Annotated in this window: 14 protein-coding genes; 2 read left to right on the top strand and 12 right to left on the bottom strand. The window is 65.5% G+C overall.

From position 1 onward, the window contains the following. Positions 1–8: 8 nt before the first annotated feature. From FHS82_RS13125 to FHS82_RS13115, 3 genes are all read right to left on the bottom strand, one after another. On the bottom strand, positions 9–1,445 hold the full coding sequence (locus tag FHS82_RS13125) for an NAD(P)/FAD-dependent oxidoreductase (protein WP_166953554.1): 1,437 nt from the start codon (positions 1,443–1,445) through the stop codon (positions 9–11). 211 nt (positions 1,446–1,656) lie between these two features. Next, positions 1,657–3,357, bottom strand: coding sequence for a hydantoinase B/oxoprolinase family protein (locus FHS82_RS13120; RefSeq protein WP_343042572.1), 1,701 nt, complete (start codon positions 3,355–3,357; stop codon positions 1,657–1,659). Beyond that, positions 3,354–5,411, bottom strand: coding sequence for a hydantoinase/oxoprolinase family protein (locus tag FHS82_RS13115; protein WP_166953552.1), 2,058 nt, complete (start codon positions 5,409–5,411; stop codon positions 3,354–3,356). Before FHS82_RS13115 ends, FHS82_RS13120 begins: the two co-directional genes overlap by 4 nt. Before the next feature lie 163 nt (positions 5,412–5,574). Between FHS82_RS13115 and FHS82_RS13110 the strand changes: the two genes are divergently transcribed. Further along, on the top strand, positions 5,575–6,471 hold the full coding sequence (locus FHS82_RS13110; protein ID WP_166953550.1) for a LysR family transcriptional regulator: 897 nt from the start codon (positions 5,575–5,577) through the stop codon (positions 6,469–6,471). 19 nt (positions 6,472–6,490) lie between these two features. On the opposite strand, the gene FHS82_RS13105 is transcribed toward FHS82_RS13110, so the two are convergent. The 4 genes from FHS82_RS13105 to FHS82_RS13090 form a co-directional block, all read right to left on the bottom strand. Next, a complete protein-coding gene (locus FHS82_RS13105) occupies positions 6,491–7,501 on the bottom strand; it encodes an ABC transporter ATP-binding protein (protein WP_166953910.1) in 1,011 nt (336 codons plus the stop codon). Between the two features lie 11 nt (positions 7,502–7,512). After that, positions 7,513–9,396: a dipeptide/oligopeptide/nickel ABC transporter permease/ATP-binding protein gene (locus FHS82_RS13100; protein WP_166953548.1), complete on the bottom strand. Its 1,884-nt coding sequence runs from the start codon at positions 9,394–9,396 to the stop codon at positions 7,513–7,515. A gap of 9 nt (positions 9,397–9,405) precedes the next feature. Then, positions 9,406–10,356, bottom strand: a complete 951-nt coding sequence (locus tag FHS82_RS13095) for an ABC transporter permease (protein ID WP_166953546.1) — start codon at positions 10,354–10,356, stop codon at positions 9,406–9,408. 65 nt (positions 10,357–10,421) lie between these two features. Beyond that, positions 10,422–11,969, bottom strand: a complete 1,548-nt coding sequence (locus FHS82_RS13090; protein WP_166953544.1) for an ABC transporter substrate-binding protein — start codon at positions 11,967–11,969, stop codon at positions 10,422–10,424. 325 nt (positions 11,970–12,294) lie between these two features. On the opposite strand from FHS82_RS13090, the gene FHS82_RS13085 reads away from it, so the two are divergent. Next, positions 12,295–13,287: a LysR substrate-binding domain-containing protein gene (locus FHS82_RS13085; RefSeq protein ID WP_166953542.1), complete on the top strand. Its 993-nt coding sequence runs from the start codon at positions 12,295–12,297 to the stop codon at positions 13,285–13,287. A gap of 21 nt (positions 13,288–13,308) precedes the next feature. Here the strand turns inward: FHS82_RS13085 and FHS82_RS13080 are convergent, their stop codons facing one another. The 5 genes from FHS82_RS13080 to FHS82_RS13060 all read right to left on the bottom strand — a co-directional run bounded on the left by FHS82_RS13080 (position 13,309) and on the right by FHS82_RS13060 (position 19,635). After that, positions 13,309–14,295 carry a D-2-hydroxyacid dehydrogenase gene (locus tag FHS82_RS13080; RefSeq protein ID WP_166953540.1) on the bottom strand — a complete coding sequence of 329 codons (987 nt, stop codon included), beginning with the start codon at positions 14,293–14,295 and terminating at the stop codon, positions 13,309–13,311. A gap of 93 nt (positions 14,296–14,388) precedes the next feature. Further along, entirely contained in the window at positions 14,389–15,558 is a 1,170-nt protein-coding gene (locus tag FHS82_RS13075; RefSeq protein ID WP_166953538.1) for a mandelate racemase/muconate lactonizing enzyme family protein, read from the bottom strand. Positions 15,559–16,023: 465 nt separating this feature from the next. Further along, positions 16,024–16,899, bottom strand: a complete 876-nt coding sequence (locus FHS82_RS13070) for a DMT family transporter (RefSeq protein ID WP_166953536.1) — start codon at positions 16,897–16,899, stop codon at positions 16,024–16,026. A 2-nt stretch (positions 16,900–16,901) separates the two neighbouring features. Next, on the bottom strand, positions 16,902–18,389 hold the full coding sequence (locus tag FHS82_RS13065) for a class I adenylate-forming enzyme family protein (RefSeq protein ID WP_166953534.1): 1,488 nt from the start codon (positions 18,387–18,389) through the stop codon (positions 16,902–16,904). Positions 18,390–18,441: 52 nt separating this feature from the next. Next, the gene (locus tag FHS82_RS13060) at positions 18,442–19,635 is read right to left on the bottom strand and encodes an acyl-CoA dehydrogenase family protein (RefSeq protein WP_166953532.1); all 1,194 of its coding nucleotides are present in this window, start codon (positions 19,633–19,635) and stop codon (positions 18,442–18,444) included. Between the last annotated feature and the right edge of the window lie 6 nt (positions 19,636–19,641).

Below are 19,641 nucleotides of genomic sequence, written 5' to 3'. Positions count from 1 at the left end.
GGACGCCGCTACCTGACGCCGATCCGCAGCCCGAGCCGCGCCGGAAGACCGGCGACCGTCCGGGCGAAGGCGGACGGGGCGCGCCCGTTCTCCTCAGCGTCCTCGCAGGCGAGGATCGCGCGCCGCACCGCCGCCGCACCCAGATAACGCAGGGGCTCGGGCGGCAGGCGCGGCATCTGCCGCCGATAGAACGGCAGGTCGAGCCACGGATGGTGCTGGCCCGCCACGAGTGCGGCGAGGCATTGCGCGACGATAAAGGTCGGGTTGACGCCGTGTCCCGAGAAGCCGCAAGCGTAAAAGACGTCGCCTCCCGGCAGGCTGCCGACAAACGGCAGGCGATCGGACGCGACATCGATCGCACCGCCCCATACGCGCTCGGCGGGAACCGCGTTCATCAGGTCCGGCAGCAGGTGACGCATTCCGGCAATGGCACGCCCGGCGCCTTCCGCCGATCCGGTCATGCCCACCGCCTCGGACCGGTTGGCGTAGGCGACGGGCCCCGCCCCGGCCCCCATCAGTGCGCGTCCGTCCGGCGTACGGCGGAAGTAGTGGACGAACATCCGCATGTCGGCGAAGCTGACGTCCGTATTCCAGCCCATCGACGCCAGTGCGCCGGCGGCCGGCCGGCTGATCGCCGCATAGCTCGAAAATACGCTCAGGAAGGGTGAGATCGACGGCTCCCGCCCCAAGGCAGCGTTGGTTGCCAGCACCACCTTGCGGGCGACGATATCGCCCCTTGCGGTGCGCAGGCGCGAAGGGTTTCCACGATCGAGGCCGACCACCGGCGTGTTCTCATGAACAGCGATGCCGGCTGCCATGGCCTCGCGCCGCAGGGCGCGCGCCAGCCGGGCGGGCTGGATCGTGGCGCCTTCGGCGAACAGCACGCCGCTGCGAAACACCGGCGACGCGCACAGCCCGGCGACCTCCCCGGCGCTCAATGACCGCGCCGTATCGGGCACGCCGAGCCGGCGCGCCGTCTCGACATAGCCGCGCAGCTTCGCCTCCTGCTCGGGTGTCGTGGCGACGCGGACGTTTCCGCCCTCGCGCCACCACACGTCATACGTGCCGGCGGTGGCGAAGGCGCGGAGCGCATCCTGCGCCTGCGTTCCCGCCCGCGCGATGGCGAGGGCGGCGTCGGGACCGAAAGTAGCGGTAAGATGGGGCAACTGAGACCAGTAACCGTGCACCTTGCCGCCGTTCTTCCCGCTGGCGCCGCTGCCGCAGACGCCTGCTTCCACGACAGCGACCGACAGCTCCGGCGCGCGCTGGCGCAGGGCGAGCGCCGTCCACAGGCCGGTGAAGCCACCGCCGACGATGGCGACATCCACCCCGGTTTCCGGCAACGGGCCGGACGGCGGCGGAGGGAGCACGCCCTCCCGCTGTTCCGCAGCCATCGCTTCCTCTAGCCACCAGGATGTGCCTGACGGTGCAATCTGGTCGGACATCTCGCTCACGCCTCCTGTCAGTCCGCGAATATGTTCCATGGAATACGCCCGCTGGAATCTGTCCTGTTTATGTTGAAACAGGACAGATTCTCGTTTCCTTATTTTGAGCGAGTTCTGATCGATCAGATGCTTACATCTGATCGGAACGCCCGCTAGGCGTGGGGAGCTGCGCCGGAACGTTCCCGCGGACATGTCCGGCGCGCCGCCATTTTCACCGGCCGTAAAGCGGCAGATCCCCGGCGGCGATGACGCCGTCAGCGATATCGCGTTCAACTTCCGCGTCGGTCCGTTCGGACGGCAGGCCATAGCCGCCCGCGCCGGGCGTCTCGATGCGGATGTTCTCCCCTTTCGCGAGCACGAGATGGGTGACTTTCGAGGCGAGCGCCTGTTCCGTCGGCAGCCCGTAGTTGCGATAGAGATGGGCGGTCGCGCCGTCGCCACCGCCGGCGACGCCGGTCGCGGGGAATTTGTGGCCGTCCGAACGGGCGGAGAAGATGGTGCCGTCCCGAAGCGCCGTGATCTGGCGGGTGATGCCGAGGCCGCCGCGGCGCCGGCCGGCGCCGCCCGAGCGCTCGACCAGGCTGTATTCGTCGACCATCAGCGGATATTCGTGCTCCAGGGCCTCGACCGGCAGGTTGGATGTATTGGTGACATGCACGTGGATCGCGTTCATGCCGTCCGTTTCCGCGGACGCCGGGCCGCCGCCGCCGATGGTTTCCAGATAGACATAGGTACCCGCCCGGCGCGCGTGATTGGCCGAGAACACGATGGTCGGCAGGTCGTCGTTGCCGGAGGAGAGCGCACGGCTTTCGGGCAGGATTTCCCGGAAGGCACCAAAAATCGAGCGGACGATCTTCTGGCACGTGATGCTGCGCGCGCCGACGGCTGCGGGAAACTGCGCGTTGATGATGAGGCCCTTTTCCGCGCGGATATCGACGGCCGCCATCATGCCCTCGTTGGGCATCAGCTGCGGATCGAGAAGCGCCTTGGCGGCATAGAAGACCGATGCTTCGAGCGCGCTGCGGGAGACATTGAGCGCGCCCTTCGCCTGCGGCCCCGTGCCGGAAAAGTCGAACACGAGATTGCCGTTCTCGACCCAGACGGAGACCGCGACCGGAACCGGGTCGCCGCCCGAGCCATCGTCATCGAGGTGGCACACGAAGGAGCCGCGCGAGGAGCCGAGTTCGCCGATGCGCATCTTCATGCGCAAAGCCGTGTAGTTCAGGATGTCCTCAATCGCCTGCTCCACCTGCGCCAGCCCCATCTGCCGCACCAGGCCATCGAGCGCGGCGTTGCCCCGCTCGTTCGTCGCGATCTGCACCTTGAGATCGAGGATGCGTTCTTCCGGCTCGCGCGTGTTGGAGGCGATGAAATCCAGCAGATCCTCGCGAATCCGGCCGTTTTCCACCACGAGGATCGGCGGAATGCGGATGCCTTCCTCGAAAACGGTTCTTGAGGCGGCAGAAATAGAGCCCGGAACGCTGCCGCCAACATCCGAATGGTGGGCGATGTTGGCGGTGAAGAAGCGCAGTTCGCCTTCGGCAAACATCGGCGTCACCAGCGCGATGTCGGGCATGTGGGTGCCACCCGCCAGATAGGGGTCGTTCGAAATGAACGCCATGCCCGGCTCGATGGTTTCGGCCGGAAAGCGCTCCAGCACGGCCTGCACGCTGCCGCGCAGCGAGCCGAGGTGCAGGGGGATGTGGGATGCCTGCGCGATGAGCCGCCCGTGCCTGTCGAAAAGGCCGACCGAGCAGTCCTTCCGTTCCTTGATGTTGGTGGAGAACGATGAACGGATGAGCGTGTTGCCCATGTCTTCGGTGATCGTCAGCAGACGATTGGAGAATACTTCCATGCCGATGGGATCGGCGATCCGGGGCGTCCCGCCCGCCTGATTGGTCTGGTGGTTCACTGCGCGTCTCCCAGGATGGAAATGATGATGTTGCCGGCCTGATCGATCTCGAAACGGGTGGCGGGCGGAATGACCGTGGTCGAGCTCATTTCCTCGACGATCGCGGGGCCCGCCATCGGCACCCCCGCCGGCAGCTTCTCGCGTTCGTACACAGGCGTCTTCTCGCGCCCGCGACCGGCGTTGAAGTAGGTCGTGCGGTGTTCGATGAGCGCCTCCTCCACGCTTCCCCCGATCTTCGGCTGAAAATCGTTGTAAGGCTTCGGCACAAGCCCTACGGCCTTCGTGCGGCAGTTGACGACCTCGACCGTGCGGCCGGGGATGTCGTAGCCGTATTCGATCCGATGAGCCGCATCGAAGCGGGTCAGAAATTCGGCCAGCGTCAGCGTCTCGTCGGGGGCGACCTGCACGGTCACCTCGAAGTTCTGGCCCTCGTAACGCGCCTCGATCAATTGCTGGAAGCTCCGCAACTCCGCTGATACATGCTCGCCGTCGAGCCACTCCTCGCCCTCGCGGCGCATTTCATCGAAAAACGTCATGACCGATCGCCACGTTTCCGGCGTCGCGGCCGCCACGCGCGTGCGCACGAAATCGAGGCTGATGTCGGAGAGCAGGATGCCCCGCGCGCACATGGTGCCGGGCTCGCGCGGCACGATGACGGTCGGGATTCCGCATTCCTGCGCCACTTCGCAGGCATGCAGCGGACCGGCACCGCCAAAGGCCATCAGCGCGAACCGGGACAGATCGTGGCCGTGCTCGCTGGAAATGGAGCGGATCGCACGCCCCATGTTGGCGTTGGCGATGCGCAGGATGCCGAGCGACGCCTCGTCCCTGTCGATGCCGAGCGGGCCCGCGACCTGATCATCGATGACGCGGATCGCCGCCTGCTCGTCCACGGCCAGTTTGCCGCCGAGCAACGTCACCGGATTGAGGCGGTGCAGGACGACGTTGGCGTCCGTGACCGTCGGCTCCGTGCCGCCGCGTCCGTAGGCGACAGGCCCCGGCACGGCGCCGGCGGAAAACGGGCCGACCTTGAGGGCGGAGGCATCATCCCGCCGGGCGATGCTGCCGCCGCCCGCGCCGATGACGTGAATGTCGATCATCGGGATCTTGACCGGAAAGTCCGCGACCGTGCGGCTTGACGTAAACTGCGGGCGGCCGTCGAGAATGAGCGAGACGTCCGTGCTGGTGCCGCCGACGTCGAAGGTGATCACGTGGCGGAAACCGGCCTCGCCCGCCAGCACGGCGCCGCCGATGACGCCCGCCGCCGGGCCGGAGAGGCACGTGCGGACCGGATACTGGCGCACGGTCGGGATCGACATCAGCCCGCCGTTCGAATGGATGGTATAGGGCGCGACGGGCGCGTTCAGCTCCTTCACGCCTTCCGACAGGCGGTCGAGGTAGGTCTGCATGCGCGGGCCCGCATAGGCATTAAGCACCGTCGTCGACAGGCGCTCGAACTCGCGGAACTCCGGCAGCAGGTCTGACGAGGCGGTGATGTAGAGATCGGGCGCCAGTTCGCGCAGCCGGTCGCGCACACGGTTCTCGTGGTCGGGATTGCGATAGGAGTGCAGGAAGCAGATGGCGACCGATTGCACGTCGGCGGCGCGCAGCTTCTCCAGAATGCCGTCGACCTGCGCCACATCGACCGGCTTCAGCACGGAACCGTCGAAGGCGACCCGCTCGTCGATTTCGAAACGCAGGGAGCGCGGCACCAGTATCTGCGGCTTGACGGCGCGGTAGTCGTAAAGATTGGGGCGGGTCTGGCGGCCGATGTCGAGGATGTCGCGGAAGCCCTTCGTCGTCAGAAGGGCGGTCTTCGTTCCCTTACGCTCGATGACGAGGTTCGTCGCCACGGTCGTGCCGTGCCCGATGAAGCTCACCTCCTCGGCCTTGACGCCGAACACATCGAGCATCTCGCGCGCGCCGGTGCAGATGGCTTGCGACGGGTCCGCGGGCGTGGACGATACCTTGTAGAAAGAAACCTGGCCCGTTATATCGTTCAGCAGCGTAAAGTCGGTGAACGTGCCGCCGACGTCGACACCAATACGGTACATGGATATCTCCAGAAGAATTGCATGTGACCCGAAAGCTAGCGCCAGACAGGGGAATTGCGCCAATGGTCATTCCTGATGACGATCCATCAGGAAATCTTATTGACCCGCGCACGCCTGTCGTGGCCCGTCCCGCCCTCTCCGCAGCTCCGGTCCCGACCCGCCGATGAACCTGAACCATTTGCGCGCTTTCGTTACCACCGCCCGCCTGCTCAACTTCACCCGCGCGGCGGAGAAGCTGCATCTGAGCCAGCCCGCGATCAGCGGCCAGATTCGGGCCCTTGAGGAAGAGATCGGCGTGTCGCTGTTTCAGCGCGACGGCAAGAAGGTGGCGCTGACGGAAACGGGCGCCCGGCTGCTGGACAAGGCGGAGGCCGTGCTCGATGCCGCCGCCGCGTTTCTGGATCGCGCGGACTCGTTGCGGACGGCGCCGCCGCGTCATCTCCGGCTCGGCATCATCATCGGCGCGGAAGTCTTGAGAATCGGCAAGACGCTGGCACGACTGAACGCGAGCGATCCCCATCTGCGGATCGACGTGCAGCAGGGGTTGTCCGGCTGGGTGATTGCCGGCCTGCGCAGCGGCCAGCTCGACGCGGGCTTCTTCCTGGGGCCTAACCTTCCCGGCGACGTGGACGCCACGGAACTGACGCGCCTGACTTATCTGGTCGCGGCGCCGGCAGCCTGGGCGGGCGAAATCGGGAGGGCCGATCTGGCCGACATCGCCCGCATGCCGTGGATATGGACGCCCGAGAACGGATCATACCCGCATATCGTGCGCGATCTCTTTTCCGGCCATCACCTGACGCCGATGAAAATCATCGAGGCCGACAGGGAGGCGACCATCGTCAATCTGGTCGCTTCCGGTATCGGCCTCTGTATTCTCAGGGAAGAGGTCGTGCGGGCGATTGCCCGCGACGATCGTATCGTCGTCTGGGAAAAGGGACGTCGGGAAGTGCCGCTGTACTTCGTCACCCGTCCCGATCCGGACGCTCCGCTCCGGACGCTGCGCACGGCCGTCATGGAGGAATGGGGCGTGCGACCCGACGCGGAACGCGCCGCGTAGGGCCGGATCACCCCGCCTCTCAGGCAACCGCCCGCAGCGGCTCCCCGCCCGAAATATCGTCGCGGATGCAGCTGTGATAATGCCCTTCCCCGACCTGCCGATAAGCCGGCCGTTCGGCCGCGCACGCGGCGATCGCGAAAGGGCAGCGGGTGCGGAAGGTGCAGCCGCTCGGCGGGTTGGCGGGGCTCGGCGGCTCGCCCTGCAACAGCGTCCTCTTGCGCGCCCGCGCCTCGCGCGGGTCCACGGAGGGCGTGGTCGACAGCAGGGCGCGCGTGTAGGGGTGGAACGGCCGGCTATAGAGATCGCGCGCGCTGGCCATTTCCACGATCCGCCCCAGATACATCACCATGACCTTGTCGGCAATGAACTCCACGAGGCCGAGGTCGTGGGAGATGAACAGCAGAGCGATGCCGGTGTCGCGCTGCAAATCCACGAGCAGGTTCATGACCTGCGCCTGGATGGACACGTCGAGAGCGGCGACGGGCTCGTCCGCAACCACGAACCGGGGCCGGACGGCGAGCGCGCGGGCGATGTTCAGACGCTGGCGCTGGCCGCCGGAGAACTCATGCGGGAAGCGGTGCAGGTGATCCCGCGACAGGCCGACCTGCTCCAGAAGCCGGATGACCGAAGCCTCACGCTCGTCCTTTGGCAACGCTCCCCGCAGATCGACCGCCTCGCCCACGATCTCCATGATACGCGAGCGCGGGTTGAGGCTGCTGAAAGGGTCCTGGAAGATGATTTGCATCTCCCGCCGCAAATCGCGCATGCGCTGCCCGGAAGCGTGGGTGATGTCCTCGCCGTCGAAACGGATCGTTCCGGCGGTCGGTTCGTGCAGACGCAGCAAGGTGCGGCCGACCGTGCTCTTGCCGGACCCCGATTCTCCGACCAGGCCGAGGACCTCTCCCCGGGCAATGGAGAAGCTGACGCCGTCCACGGCCTTCACCGGCTTGCGCTTGCCCGAGAACAGGCCGCCCGACGAGTAGTACAGCTTTTGAAGGTTCTCGACTTCCAACACAGGCGTCGTTTTCAAGACAGGCGTCGTCATGCCAACTCCCTCCAGCGGACGCACCTGGCGGCCTGGCTGTCCGAAACAGGCTCCAGCGCAGGAACACCGGCATTGCATAGATCTGTCGCGTGGGCGCAGCGGGGTGCGAACCGGCACCCCGGCGGCAGCGCCAGCGGGCTCGGCACGGCGCCCGGAATGGAGGAAAGCCGCTTGTTACCGCCGGTCTTGTCCTCCACCTTCGGCACGCTGGCCAGCAGGCCGCGCGTATAGGGATGGCGCGGCGTGTAGAAAATTTCCTCCGCCGTGCCTTCCTCGACCACCTGTCCACAGTACATCACCACGACACGGTCCGCGATTTCCGCGACCACGCCGAGATTGTGGGTGATGAAGATGAGGCCGATGCGGCTCGCCTCGCGGATCTGCTCCAGGAGGTCGAGTATCTGCGCCTGCACGGTGACGTCGAGCGCCGTGGTCGGCTCATCCGCGATCAACAGGCTCGGCTTGCCGCACAAGGCGATGGCGATGGCCACTCTCTGGCGCATGCCGCCGGACAGCTGATGCGGATACTCGTGCAGCCGCCGCTCGGGGTCCGGAATGCCGACCTGCTTCAGCGCCTTGAGCGCCCTCGCCCACGTCTCCTGTTTCGGAAGGCGTGCGTGGGCCGTGACCGCTTCCACAAGCTGATAACCGATGGTGTAGACGGGATTGAGGCAGGCCATCGGCTCCTGAAACACCATGCCGATTTCCTTGCCGCGATAGGCGCGGAACCGGTTCAACGGCACCGTCGCCAGGTCGTGGCGCTGGCGATCGGCGGTGACGTAGTCGATCGAACCGCGCGCGATCCTGCTGATGCGTCGCGGCAGGAGCTTCATGATCGCGAGGCCGGTCATGGATTTACCCGAGCCGGACTCGCCGACCAGCGCGACCGCCTCCCCCCTGCGCACTTTCAGGCTCACGCCGTCGACGGCACGGATCGAACCGCGCGGAACGGCGATTTCCGTCGTCAGATTGCGAATATCGAGCAGCATGTCGTCCGTGGCCGACCCGGCTGCCGCTTCCCGCCCGCGTGCGCCGTCGTCCTCATCGATGGCGGAAGCGGGGGAGAAGGAAACGCGCCGCGCCTTCGGATCGAACACGTCGCGCAGATGGTCGCAAAGCCGGTTCACCGAAAACACGGTGAAGACGAGCGCCATGCAAGGCCAGACGATGCCCATGGGGTCGAGGTGCATATAGGCCCTCGCGCCGCGGATCATCAGCCCCCACGAAGGGGTGGGCGGCACGACACCGAGCCCCAGAAAGCTCAGGCCGGACTCAAGCACGATGCAGGAGGCGACGACCAGCGAGAACTGGACGAGCACCGGCCCGGCGACATTGGGCAGGATCGTCCGCGCCAGGATGCGCAACGGCCGGTGCCCGAGCGCGCGCGCCGCCTCGACATATTCGTGATTGCGCACGACCAGCACTTCGCCGTAGGTGACGCGGGCATAGGCCGGAATGAACAGGATCGACAGGATGACCGTCAGGGTCAACGCGCCCGGCCCCAGCAGCGCGACTGCCAGCAGAGCGAGCAGCATGGGCGGAAAGGAAAGGATGACATCGAGCGGACGCATGGTCGCCAGCTCGATCCAGCCCTGAAAATAGCCGCCCACGAGACCGACGATAACACCGGCGGCACCCGCCAGCGCCGCCGCCGTCAGCGACACCGCCAACGACGCCCGCGCGCCGTGGATGATCCGGCTGAAGATATCGCGGCCGTATTCGTCCTGACCGAAAGGATGCGCCCAGCTCGGTCCCGCCATGCGCGATATGACATCCATCTTGACCGGGTCCGGCAACGGCAGCAGCGGCGCGAAAACCGCGAGAGCGACCATGGCCGCCAGAAACCCGATCGCGAAAACAAGTGTGACATTTCTCAACATTGGCGCAACTCACTTGTACCTGACGCGCGGGTCGAGCATGCCGTACAGGAGGTCCACCCCGAGATTGATCAGGACGAAAAGCAGGCAGATGACCAGCACGATACCCTGCACGGCCGGATAGTCGCGCTGCTCGACAGCCTGCACGAGCATGCCGCTGAGGCCAGGCCAGTTGAAGACGTACTCGACGAGCACGGTGCCGCCCAGCAGCGTCCCCATATGCAGGCCCAGAACCGTGACGACCGGCGACAAGCTGTTGCGCACGACGTGCAGCAACAGCACGCGCGGCTCGTCCAGCCCCTTGGCTCTGGCCGTGCGCACCCACTCCTTCTCCAGAAATTCGAGAATGGAGGTGCGTACCATCCGGAAAACGACGGGAATGAGACCGACCGCGATGCTGACGGCCGGCAGCAGCAGGTAGACGATATGCTGCGCCGGATTGTCGGCGAAGCCCACATATCCGCCCGCCGGCACCAGCCGCAGGATCTGCGAGAACAGCAGGATCAGCAACGTGCCCGTCACGAAGACCGGGACCGAGAGCCCGAAGCTCGCCAGCGACGAGCACAGCCCGTCGATGACGCCACCGCGCCGCAGGGCCGCCGCCACGCCCGCCGGCATACCCACCAGCACGGAGATGAAGGTGGCCGCCAGGATGAGTTCGAGCGTCCGCGGCAGGCGCTTGACGATCTCGTCGCCGATGGGCGCACCGTCCTGAAAAGACGTGCCGAGATTGCCGGTGGTGATATTGCCGAGATAGGTAATGTATTGCTCCAGAAGCGGCTTGTCGAGGCCGAGGTTGACGCGCAGAGCCTCCACGCTCTCCTTCGAAGGCGCGATGCCGCCGCTGCTCAGGAGAATCTCGGCCGGGTCGCCGGGCACGAGATGCAGCAACAGAAAAATCAAGGAAGCAACGGCGAACAGGGTTGCGATCGCCGTTGCGCCCCGACGGACGACATAGTTCATTGTGATCTCCGGCTGACGGCGGGTCGCCCGCCCATGGCGGGGCGGGCGCAATTCCCAACGCTTGCTCAGGCGCTCGTGACGTCTTCGAGACGCAACGCGCTCTGGAATGACAGGAAGCCGGGCAAGGGCGCGAAATTCCGGATCGACCGGCGCACCCCGTATGCCTGCGGGCGCCACAGAAGCGAGAGCAGCGGCGCGTCCTGCACGATCAGGCCATCGATTTCCGCATAGATCTTCTGCCGCTTCGCGTTGTCCATCTCCTGACGGCCGGCGGAGAGCAGTTCGTTGACCCGTGCGTTGTTGTAGCCGAAAGGCCGCGTGTAGGACGGCACCTGCCCGCCTTCGATATAGGCCGAAACCGCATCGGGATCGTTGAAGGCACCCGCCGTGCCCTGCACCGCAAGGTGATACTGGCCCCGGTTCCCCCGGCTCACGCGCGTCGCCCAGTCCGGCAGGGACAGATTGGCGTTGATGCCGATCTCCGCCAGATTCTGCTGGATGACGAGCGCGGTATCGTTGTGCTGGGCATACTGCGACGTCGACAGCAGCTCGATCACGAGACCGCCGCCCACCCCGGCCTCCGCCAGCAGAGCCTTCGCACGCGCCGGATCATAGCCGAAGCGTTCGCTGACGAGCGCCGCGTCATAGGCCGGGCTCGGCGGCACGGGCAGATGGTCGAACGGCGTCCCGACGCCCGAGAACGCGGCCGCGTTGACGGCGTTCCGGTCAATCCCGCAGGCAACGGCATGGCGCAGGCGAGGATCGGTAAAGGGACCTTCCTGGACGTTGAACAGGAGATACATGAACGGACCGTTCGCGGATTCGAGGCCGACGTCCGCCCCGTTCTTCAGCCGGTCGAAATACTGTGTCGACACGTATTCGATGATGTCGACGTCACCCGACTCGAGAGCGGCGATACGCAGGCTCTCGTCGGGCATGGCAATGAAGTGGATCGCGGAAGGCCCGGGCACGCCGGCGCGGAAGAACTCCGGAAACGCCTTCACGGTGACGGAAGAGCCGCGCTCGACATTGTCGAGGGTGAACGGGCCGGCGCCGATGAAGTTCGGCGCGGCCGACCGGCGCGACACGACAACCGCGTACCCCGCCGCCAGCACCTGCGGGAAGGTGACGCTGGGCTGCTTCAACACGATGCGCAACGAACGCTCGCCGAAGACCTCGAACGTTTTCACGATCTGGAAATCCTTGCGCAGATGCGCGGTGGACTTCTCGTCCGCGATCAGCTCGAAGGAATATTTCACGTCTTCGGCGAGTACCGGCGTTCCATCGTGGAAACGGGCGTTCTCGCGCAAAACGAATTCGTAGGTGACGGGGTCGACCTGGCGCCACTCTTGCGCCAGTTCAGGGCGCAACGTGCCATCCGGAGCATAGGACAGCAGCCCGCGATACAGCATCAGCTTGACGGTGAGCGATGCAGTTCCGGTATACTCGAACGGATGCAGGTTGGGCGGAAACGAAGACAGCCCGAACCGCACGGGCTTCGCGCCAGCGGCGGCCCGGGCAATGCCGACCGGCAGCCCGCCCGCTATGACCAACGCACCGAGAAAACCTCTGCGGGAAAAAGAAAACCCACGCCTGCTGTCTTTTGCGATCATTGCATTGTTCCCCTTATGAATTTGCGAGTGCCGGACATCTCTGCGCCTCTTCCCGGCCCACCCCGTGCGACGTCGAACGCGCATCGCGCAGGACACGCCCCTGGGCCGGCGTCCGGGTCAGAAGGCACCGGCGTGGAGCAGAACGATTTTTCGATGACGCGCGGATTGACGCCACTTCACGATAATTCGACCATTGCCCGCGACCGGGACGTTCCCGCTTCAGCCCTTGCCGGGCTCTCTTCTTTGGAATGATATGTAGGAAGGTAGCCCCTCCGCAAATACGGTTGTATGCATACCTTATTCACTCACCTTATGGGGCGCATCGGTGAATTTTCGACAGATAGAAGCCTTCAATGCCGTCATGGCCGTAGGCACCACGACGCGCGCGGCCGAGTTGCTGGGCGTTTCGCAGCCCGCCATCAGCCGTCTGATCAAGCAACTGGAAAAGGCGACTCAACTCACGCTTTTCGAAAGGATAAACGGCCGCCTCGTGCCCACCTTCGAGGGTTCCCTCTTTCACAAGGAAGTAGACCGCTCGTTTCTCGTCCTCGAACGGCTGAAAATGGTGGCGGCGGACATCCGCAACTACGGCTCCGGCAATTTGCGCATCGCGGCGCTTCCGGCGCTGGGATTTTCCCTGATTCCGTTTCTGATTTCGCGGTTCATGCAGGAAAATCAGGCGCGGATTTCCATTTCCATGGAATCGGCCAATTCCGACGCCGTCCGCGATCTTGTCGCGGCGGGGCAATTCGATGTGGGATTCGCGGCGGAAGAAATCGACAGCACCGGCGTCATGGCGGAGCAATATGCCATGCCGCCAGCGGTATGTGTCATGCCCGTCGGCCACAGGCTGGCGGAACGGACGGTCATCGAGGCCCGCGACATCGTCGGCGAGCCGTTCGTGTCGCTGTCACGCACGGACCGGGCGCGGCAGCGGATCGACGCAATGTTCGAGCGCGTGGGCGGCGAGCGAAATATCGTGGCTGAAACGCATTATGCGCTTTCCATCTGCCATTTCGTGCAGCACGGGCTCGGCATTGGCCTGGTCAACCCCTATTGCCTGCACGCCATTTCAACGGACAGCCTGGCGGTGCGCCCCTTTCTGCCGCGCATCACCTTCCGCACCATGATGATATTTCCGCCCCAGCGCCCCATCACCGGCCTCACGCAAAGCTTCCGCGAGCTTGCGCAAAAGCACAGCACCTCTTTCCTGCTCGATACCCTGAACCGTTTCGACACGCTGAAAACAGACGAGGCGAAACAGGCATTCGGGCTCCTGCAGGAACCGGGACCGTGGATCAGGAACCCGATGCGATAGGGCGGCGGGCGGTATGCCAGGTCAGTATCCGTGCCGGCCATCCACGACATTGCGGAGGGGAAGCCCGTCCGCCTGCCGGGCCAGGTTCTCGGCCAGTATCGCCAGGCAGCGGTCGACGTAGCCGTGCGGATCGTCCGCCGAGACATGCGGCGTGATGAACAGATTCGGCACATCCCACAGGGGGGATGTCTCGGGCAAGGGCTCCCTGTCGAACACGTCGAGTATGGCGCCGGAAAGATGTCTTTCCACCAGGAGCCCGGCCAGCGCGTCGTAGTCCATGACGGCTGCGCGCGCCATGTTGACGACTGACGCGCCGGGCTTGAGTGCCGCCAGTTCGGCCCGTCCGATCGCGCCCTTCGTCTCGGGCGTCAGCGGACAGGCAAGGATCAGAAAGTCGGTATCCGCCAGTTCGTCCGCAAGCCGGTCGGGCCGGATCGTCCGCCCTACGGCGGGATGAGGCTCGCCGCTGCGGCGCACGCCCACGATATCGAGGCCGAGCGGCCGCAGCCGCTCGGCGACGGCGCCGCCGAGCGCGCCGACGCCGTAGAGGAGCACCTTCCGGCCGGCGATCGTCGACGAAAGAGACCGCTGCCACCTGTGCTGCCGCTGCAACGTGGCATAGGCCGGAATGCCCTGATGCAGCATGAGGACGGCCAGCAGCCCGAACTCGCCCGCCTTCGCCGCGTGAACGCCGCTGCTGTTGGTCAGCACGGCGCCCGGCGGCAGCCAGTCGAGCGGCATATAGCTCTCGACGCCCGCGCTGGTGCAGTGGACGATGCGCAGGCGCTCGCCCCACGCCGACAGCATCCCCATGTCGAGCCGGCCGGCGACGAACACGTGCGCGGCGCGTATCGCCCGCTCGTCGCGCTCGTCGCCATACCGGACATCGATGATCGCCGGCAGCGCCACCGGCGACAAGGCGCGCCTCACAGCCTCTTCCGTGATCCTGTAGGCAGGATCGCGTTCCCTGCTGTTCTCGACATAGATGCGCAGCGTTTCATCGGCCATGTTATTAGACCCGTCAGGGGGCAACTTCGCCCACAATGGTTCATCTATTTGTTGTCGCGTCTTTTCCGAAATCGGCGAAGCCTACCTTCGGCATCACGCGCTGGCAGTGACGCGGTGGAAGAGATAGGGCGCCACCCGCTCGGGCACGAGATCGACGCCATAGCCGGGACGTGTCGGGATCGCGACCCGCCCGTTGCGCACCTTCGGCTCGACCGGGTCGTCCACGAGGGCGTAATGCTCGGGAACCCGGAAAGGATAGAGTTCCTGAATGAGAAAGTTCGGAATGCAGGCGTCGAGATGCAACGCCACGGCGCTGGCGACAGGCCCGGCGCAGACGTGCGGGGCGATGCGCATGCTGTAGACCTCGGCCATGGCGGCGATCTTCTTCGTTTCCATCAGGCCACCGGTGTTACCGATATCCGGCTGCAGGATGGCCGCCGCTTGCTGCTCCAGCACGGCGCGGAAGCCGTATCGGCTGTACAGCCGCTCGCCCACGGCGATCGACACGTCGAGCTTGTCGGCAACTTTCTTCAGCGCTGGCACGTTGGTGGGATCGACGGGTTCCTCGAAGAACAGCAGATCGAATTCCTCAAGGGCACGGCCGACCTGGATGATGGCGTCGGTGGTCAGCTCCGCACTCATATCCACCATGATATCGACATCCGGGCCGACGGCTTCGCGCACCGCCCGCACCATGGCGACGGCCCGGTTACGGTCGGCGCGGTCGTATTCACGCCGCGAAACATGGGTGAAGATGCCGTTCGGATGGTTGGGGATCGGCTTGCCCAGGGGGTATAGCTTCAGGGCGTCGTATCCCGATGCCACGGCTTTCTCCGCAGCGCGGGCCATCTCGACCGGCGTCTGGGCACGAAACGACCAGCCGTTGCCATAGACGCGCACGTCGTCGCGGAACTTGCCGCCCAGCAGCTCATAGACCGGCACGCCGAGCGCGCGCGCCTTGATGTCCCACAAGGTCTGTTCGATGGCGCTGATGGCGGCGAAGACAATCGGCCCCCCGCCCTTCGCCCAGAAGGTGTGATCGTAGAGTTCGCTCCAGATTTCCTCGATCCGGAAAGGGTCCTTGCCGATGAGAAAGCGCTCGCAGAACTCGGCGATCAGTTGCGACACCGCCGACGCTCCCGAGCCGTAGGCCAGCGCCGCCTCTCCCAACCCCGAGATGTTCTCGCTTGTCTCGACCTTGAGAATAACCGGGCTCCGGCCATCGATCTTCGCAAGATAGATCTCTGCCCCTGTGATCTTCATCTATCAACTCCATGCCTGATGCATGGAGGGATCGTATAAAGACGCGCCTTCCCGCGTCTAATGCCGAGAAGTGCGCATATTATGCGCGCGTCTTATACCGTCGCCCGAAGCGAGGGGCGTTGCGCCGGGCGGGCGTAGGCGCTGATTGGCTTGGCGCGGACGAAGACGGCGACCGGCGCCGGCACATGGCGGGATGTGAGCTGCCAGTTGCCTGCCTCCTAAACACGGTGTTTCTCACAGATGTTGGAAAGCCTGATTAGAGCGCGTTCCGATCAGAATTCGCTCAAGATAAGGAAACGAGAATCTGTCCTGTTTCAACGTAAACAAGACAGATTCTAGCAGGGGAACGGCGAGGTCAAAGGCACCGGTCATCGACCCGCGGCACTCCATGAGACAAGGAAAAGAAGGACGCAACGGCGCCCAACCAACTATCTGAAACGACGGGAGTTTTGAATGCCCGTCGCTTCATGCCCGGTACTTCAGCGCCATATACACACCCCACAGGATGATCAGTATTGCGGCGATTTCGGCCTGATCGGGTATCTCCCTCAGAAAGGCGGCCGCGAGTATCAGGGTGAACGCCGGAACCAACGACTGGAACAGCGCACCCTTGATGGCCCCCAGATCGGCCACCGCGCAGGCATGCAGCGCAAGCGCCACGATACCTGTTAAAACGCCCTGCCCCAGCCCTTGCAGCACGAGTTCCTGTGACGTGGCCGCCAGTATCCGCGCGCCAGCCAGCCAGAAGTAGAACGGCAGGTAAACGAGGGCCGAGAGGAGCGCCACCGTTGTCACCGCCTCCAGCGCGGTCAGGCCGCTGCGGCGAAACGCTACGCCGTACACGGCCCACAGAACCCCGCCCGCCAGGAAATAGCCTATGTGGCCGCTCCCGCCCGCAGCCATTGCCAGCCACACAAGGCCCACGAGGGTTATCGCAATACCGCCGGCTTGTACTCTGCTCAGGCGTTCCCCCAGAAACAGCGTGCCGCCGAGCAGCGTGAACACCACGCCCGAGCTTGCCGAAACGGCCCCTCCGAACAGCGCCGGGGCGGCGAGGAAACCATGGCCGACAAGGATGACGAACGGCGGTCCGACGCCGAGCGTCATCAGCAGCGCAAGCGGCAGCTTGACCATGGGAAAGGGAACCCGACGCACCAGCAACATCAGGATCGGCGCGGCCACCATGAACCGGAGCGCCGCCAGGTCGTAGGGGTCCAGCCCGCCAGCCGTGACGCCATGCCGGGCAAGGACATACCACCCGCTCCAGATCGTCGCCGCGGCAATCCCCGCCAGCACGCCTCGCATGACGATCGCAGCGCTCGCGGATGCGGACTTCGCCATGGTCAGACCAGCTTGGACTTCTGCACCTTGCCCGACGGCGCGACGGGCAGCTCGTCGAGGAAGGCGACGATGCGCGGCACCTTGTATTCGGCGATGCAGCTGCGGCAATGGACGAGAACGTCATCCTCGTTCAATTCGGGATCGGCCTTGACGACGACCGCCTTCACCACCTGCCCAAAAACCGGATCGGGGCTGCCGACCACGGCCGCGGCGGCGATGCCGGGATGGGCGAGCAGCGCGTTCTCGACCTCGATGGGTGCAATCTTGGCACCGCCCGAGATGATCTGATCGCGGTTGCGCCCGACGATGAAGAAATTCCCCTCCTCGCATACGACCAGATCGCCGGTGCGGAACCATCCGTCCGTCATCGCCTCGGCGGTGCGGACCGGATCGCGGTAGTACGCTCCCGAAAAGCTCGGGCCGCGCACCCATAGCTCGCCCACCTCGCCCCCCGGCACCTCGGCGCCCTTGTCGTCGACCAGGCGGATCTCGGTCGGCGCGATCAGGCGGCCGACCGAGCCCGCGGGCGGCTGGCTGGCCAGACGCAGGTCGAATGAAAAGATCGGCCGCACCTCCGTCATCGCGTAATAGGGGCGAACCGTGATGCCGATGGACTGCCGGCAATCCGCCTCGATCTGCTCGTTGAGCGCCGCCCCCGAGGCTGCGCACAGCCGCAGCGAGGAAACGTCGTAACGCCGCCCGTCCTTGCGCGCCACGTCGGCCATCATGGCGTACATCGTCGGCACGCCGAGAAATACCGTGGGCCGCAGGTTCTCGATGGCCTCCAGCGCGAGGCGCGGATGGAACTTCGGCGCGAGCAGCACCGTCGCGCCGCTCAGCAGGGCGACGTAAGTCGCGGCGTGAAAGCCGTAGCTGAACGTCAGCGGCAGCATCACCAGGATGCGATCCTCGGGACCGATGCACCACATGCCGCTGTAAGCGAGGCCCGACGCAAGCTCGTTGGCATGGGTCGCCGCGACGCCCTTCGGCGTGGAGGTCGTGCCCGATGTGTAGCACAGGAGGACGAGATCATTCCCCGCCGCCGCTTGCGGCTCCATACAGGGCTCGGCTGCCCTGGCCCGCGCGAGAAATCCGTCGAAGGTCTCGCGCAGGGGAGCGGGCTCCAGCCCCTCGACGGCACGCTCGACCGTCGGCGTCAGTTCGTCGGCCTCAATCAGCAGCTTCGCCCCGCAGTGACCGAGGATATAGCGGATTTCATGAGGGGCGAAATCCGCGTTCACGGGCACGATGGCGGCGCCGATCATGGCCATGCCCAGGTATAGCGAGAAGATCTCGGGCCGGTTCGCGGACAACACGGCAACACGATCGCCCTTCTGGATGCCGGCATCCAGCAACGCGGTCGCGGCCCGGCGCCCCTCATCCACCAGCGCCCCATAGGACGTGATCTCATTGTTGAACACGAAAGCGGGGTGATCGGGCCGCGCGGCTGCATGGCGCAGCACCGGCGAGACGATATCGGTAAAATTCATGCTCCTGCTCCTTGCCGGCTGATCACTTGCCGGCTGATCATTTGCCGGCCGCTCATACGAGGCCGAGTCGCTCGGGTCCGTCGGCCTTGATCATCTCGCGTGCGATGACGATGCGCTGGATCTCGTTAGTGCCCTCGGTCAGCACGTAGATGGGCGCCTCGCGGTAAAGGCGCTCGATGGGAAACTCAGCGACATAGCCATAGCCGCCCAGCACGCGCATGGCATCCTGGGTGATCTGCATGGTGGTTTCGGTGGCGAAAAGCTTCGCCATGGAGGCGAACATGTCCGCGCGCCCGTATCGTGCCTTGTGGCGCAACGCCTCCCCGAGCAGCGCCCGCGCCGCGGCGAGCTGGGTCGCCATGTTGGCCAGGTGGATCTGAACCGCCTGATGGCCCGCGATCGGCTGGCCGAAGGCTTCCCGGTCCTTGGCGTATTGCAGGGCGATCGACAACGCCTCTCGCGCCATGCCAAGCGCCGTCCCCGCCATGGCGAGCCTGCCGGTTTCGAGCATCGACAGCACCTGCGGCAGCCCCTTGCCCGTCTCCCCGCCGAGCAGGGCGTCCGCCCCGAGGCGAACGTCATCGAAGCGCAGTTCCGCCGTATCGACGTGCTTGAACCCCATCTTGTCGATGACGCGCGTCACCTCGAAGCCCGGCGTTTCCGGCTCGACGATGAAGAGGCTGATCGGCCCCTTTCCGTCGGCGGCGGGCGCGCGTGCGAGGACGATGTGCAGGCCGGCGCGCAGCCCGTTGGTGATGAAGGTCTTCTGGCCGTTCAGCACATAGCTGCCGTCAGGCTGCGGCACCGCCTGGGTGCGGATCTGCTTCAGATCGGAACCGGCCGAAGGCTCCGTCAGCACGATCGCGCCGCGCCGCGACCCGTCGGCCAGTTGCGGCAGGTAGCGCGCCTTCTGCGCCTCGGTGCCGTAAAGCGCGATCAACCGTGCCACAGTGCAGTGGCTGTTGAGGAAACTGGGCATCGCGGACCAGCCCGCCGCCAGCTCCTCCATGATCGCCACATAATCCGCGAGCGGAAGGTCGAGCCCGCCGTGGCTTTCGGGGATGACCATGCCGAACAGGCCAAGCCCGGCCATGGCGTCGACGACGTCCTGCGGAAAACCGTCGGCTTCCTCCAGCCGTGCGACGCGGGGCGCGATCTCGCGGCGCACGAATTGCCGCACGCCCTCGACGATAGCGGAAACCTCGTCGGCAGCGGCGTCGTGGGCGGAGATTTCGTGATCGGACATTGCGTT

Origin of the sequence: Pseudochelatococcus lubricantis, from assembly GCF_011762225.1 — a bacterium.
GTDB classification, from domain to species: domain Bacteria; phylum Pseudomonadota; class Alphaproteobacteria; order Rhizobiales; family Beijerinckiaceae; genus Pseudochelatococcus; species Pseudochelatococcus lubricantis.
The sequence above is the reverse complement of the archived record's forward strand: the minus strand, read 5'-3'. Positions and strand labels throughout refer to the sequence as shown.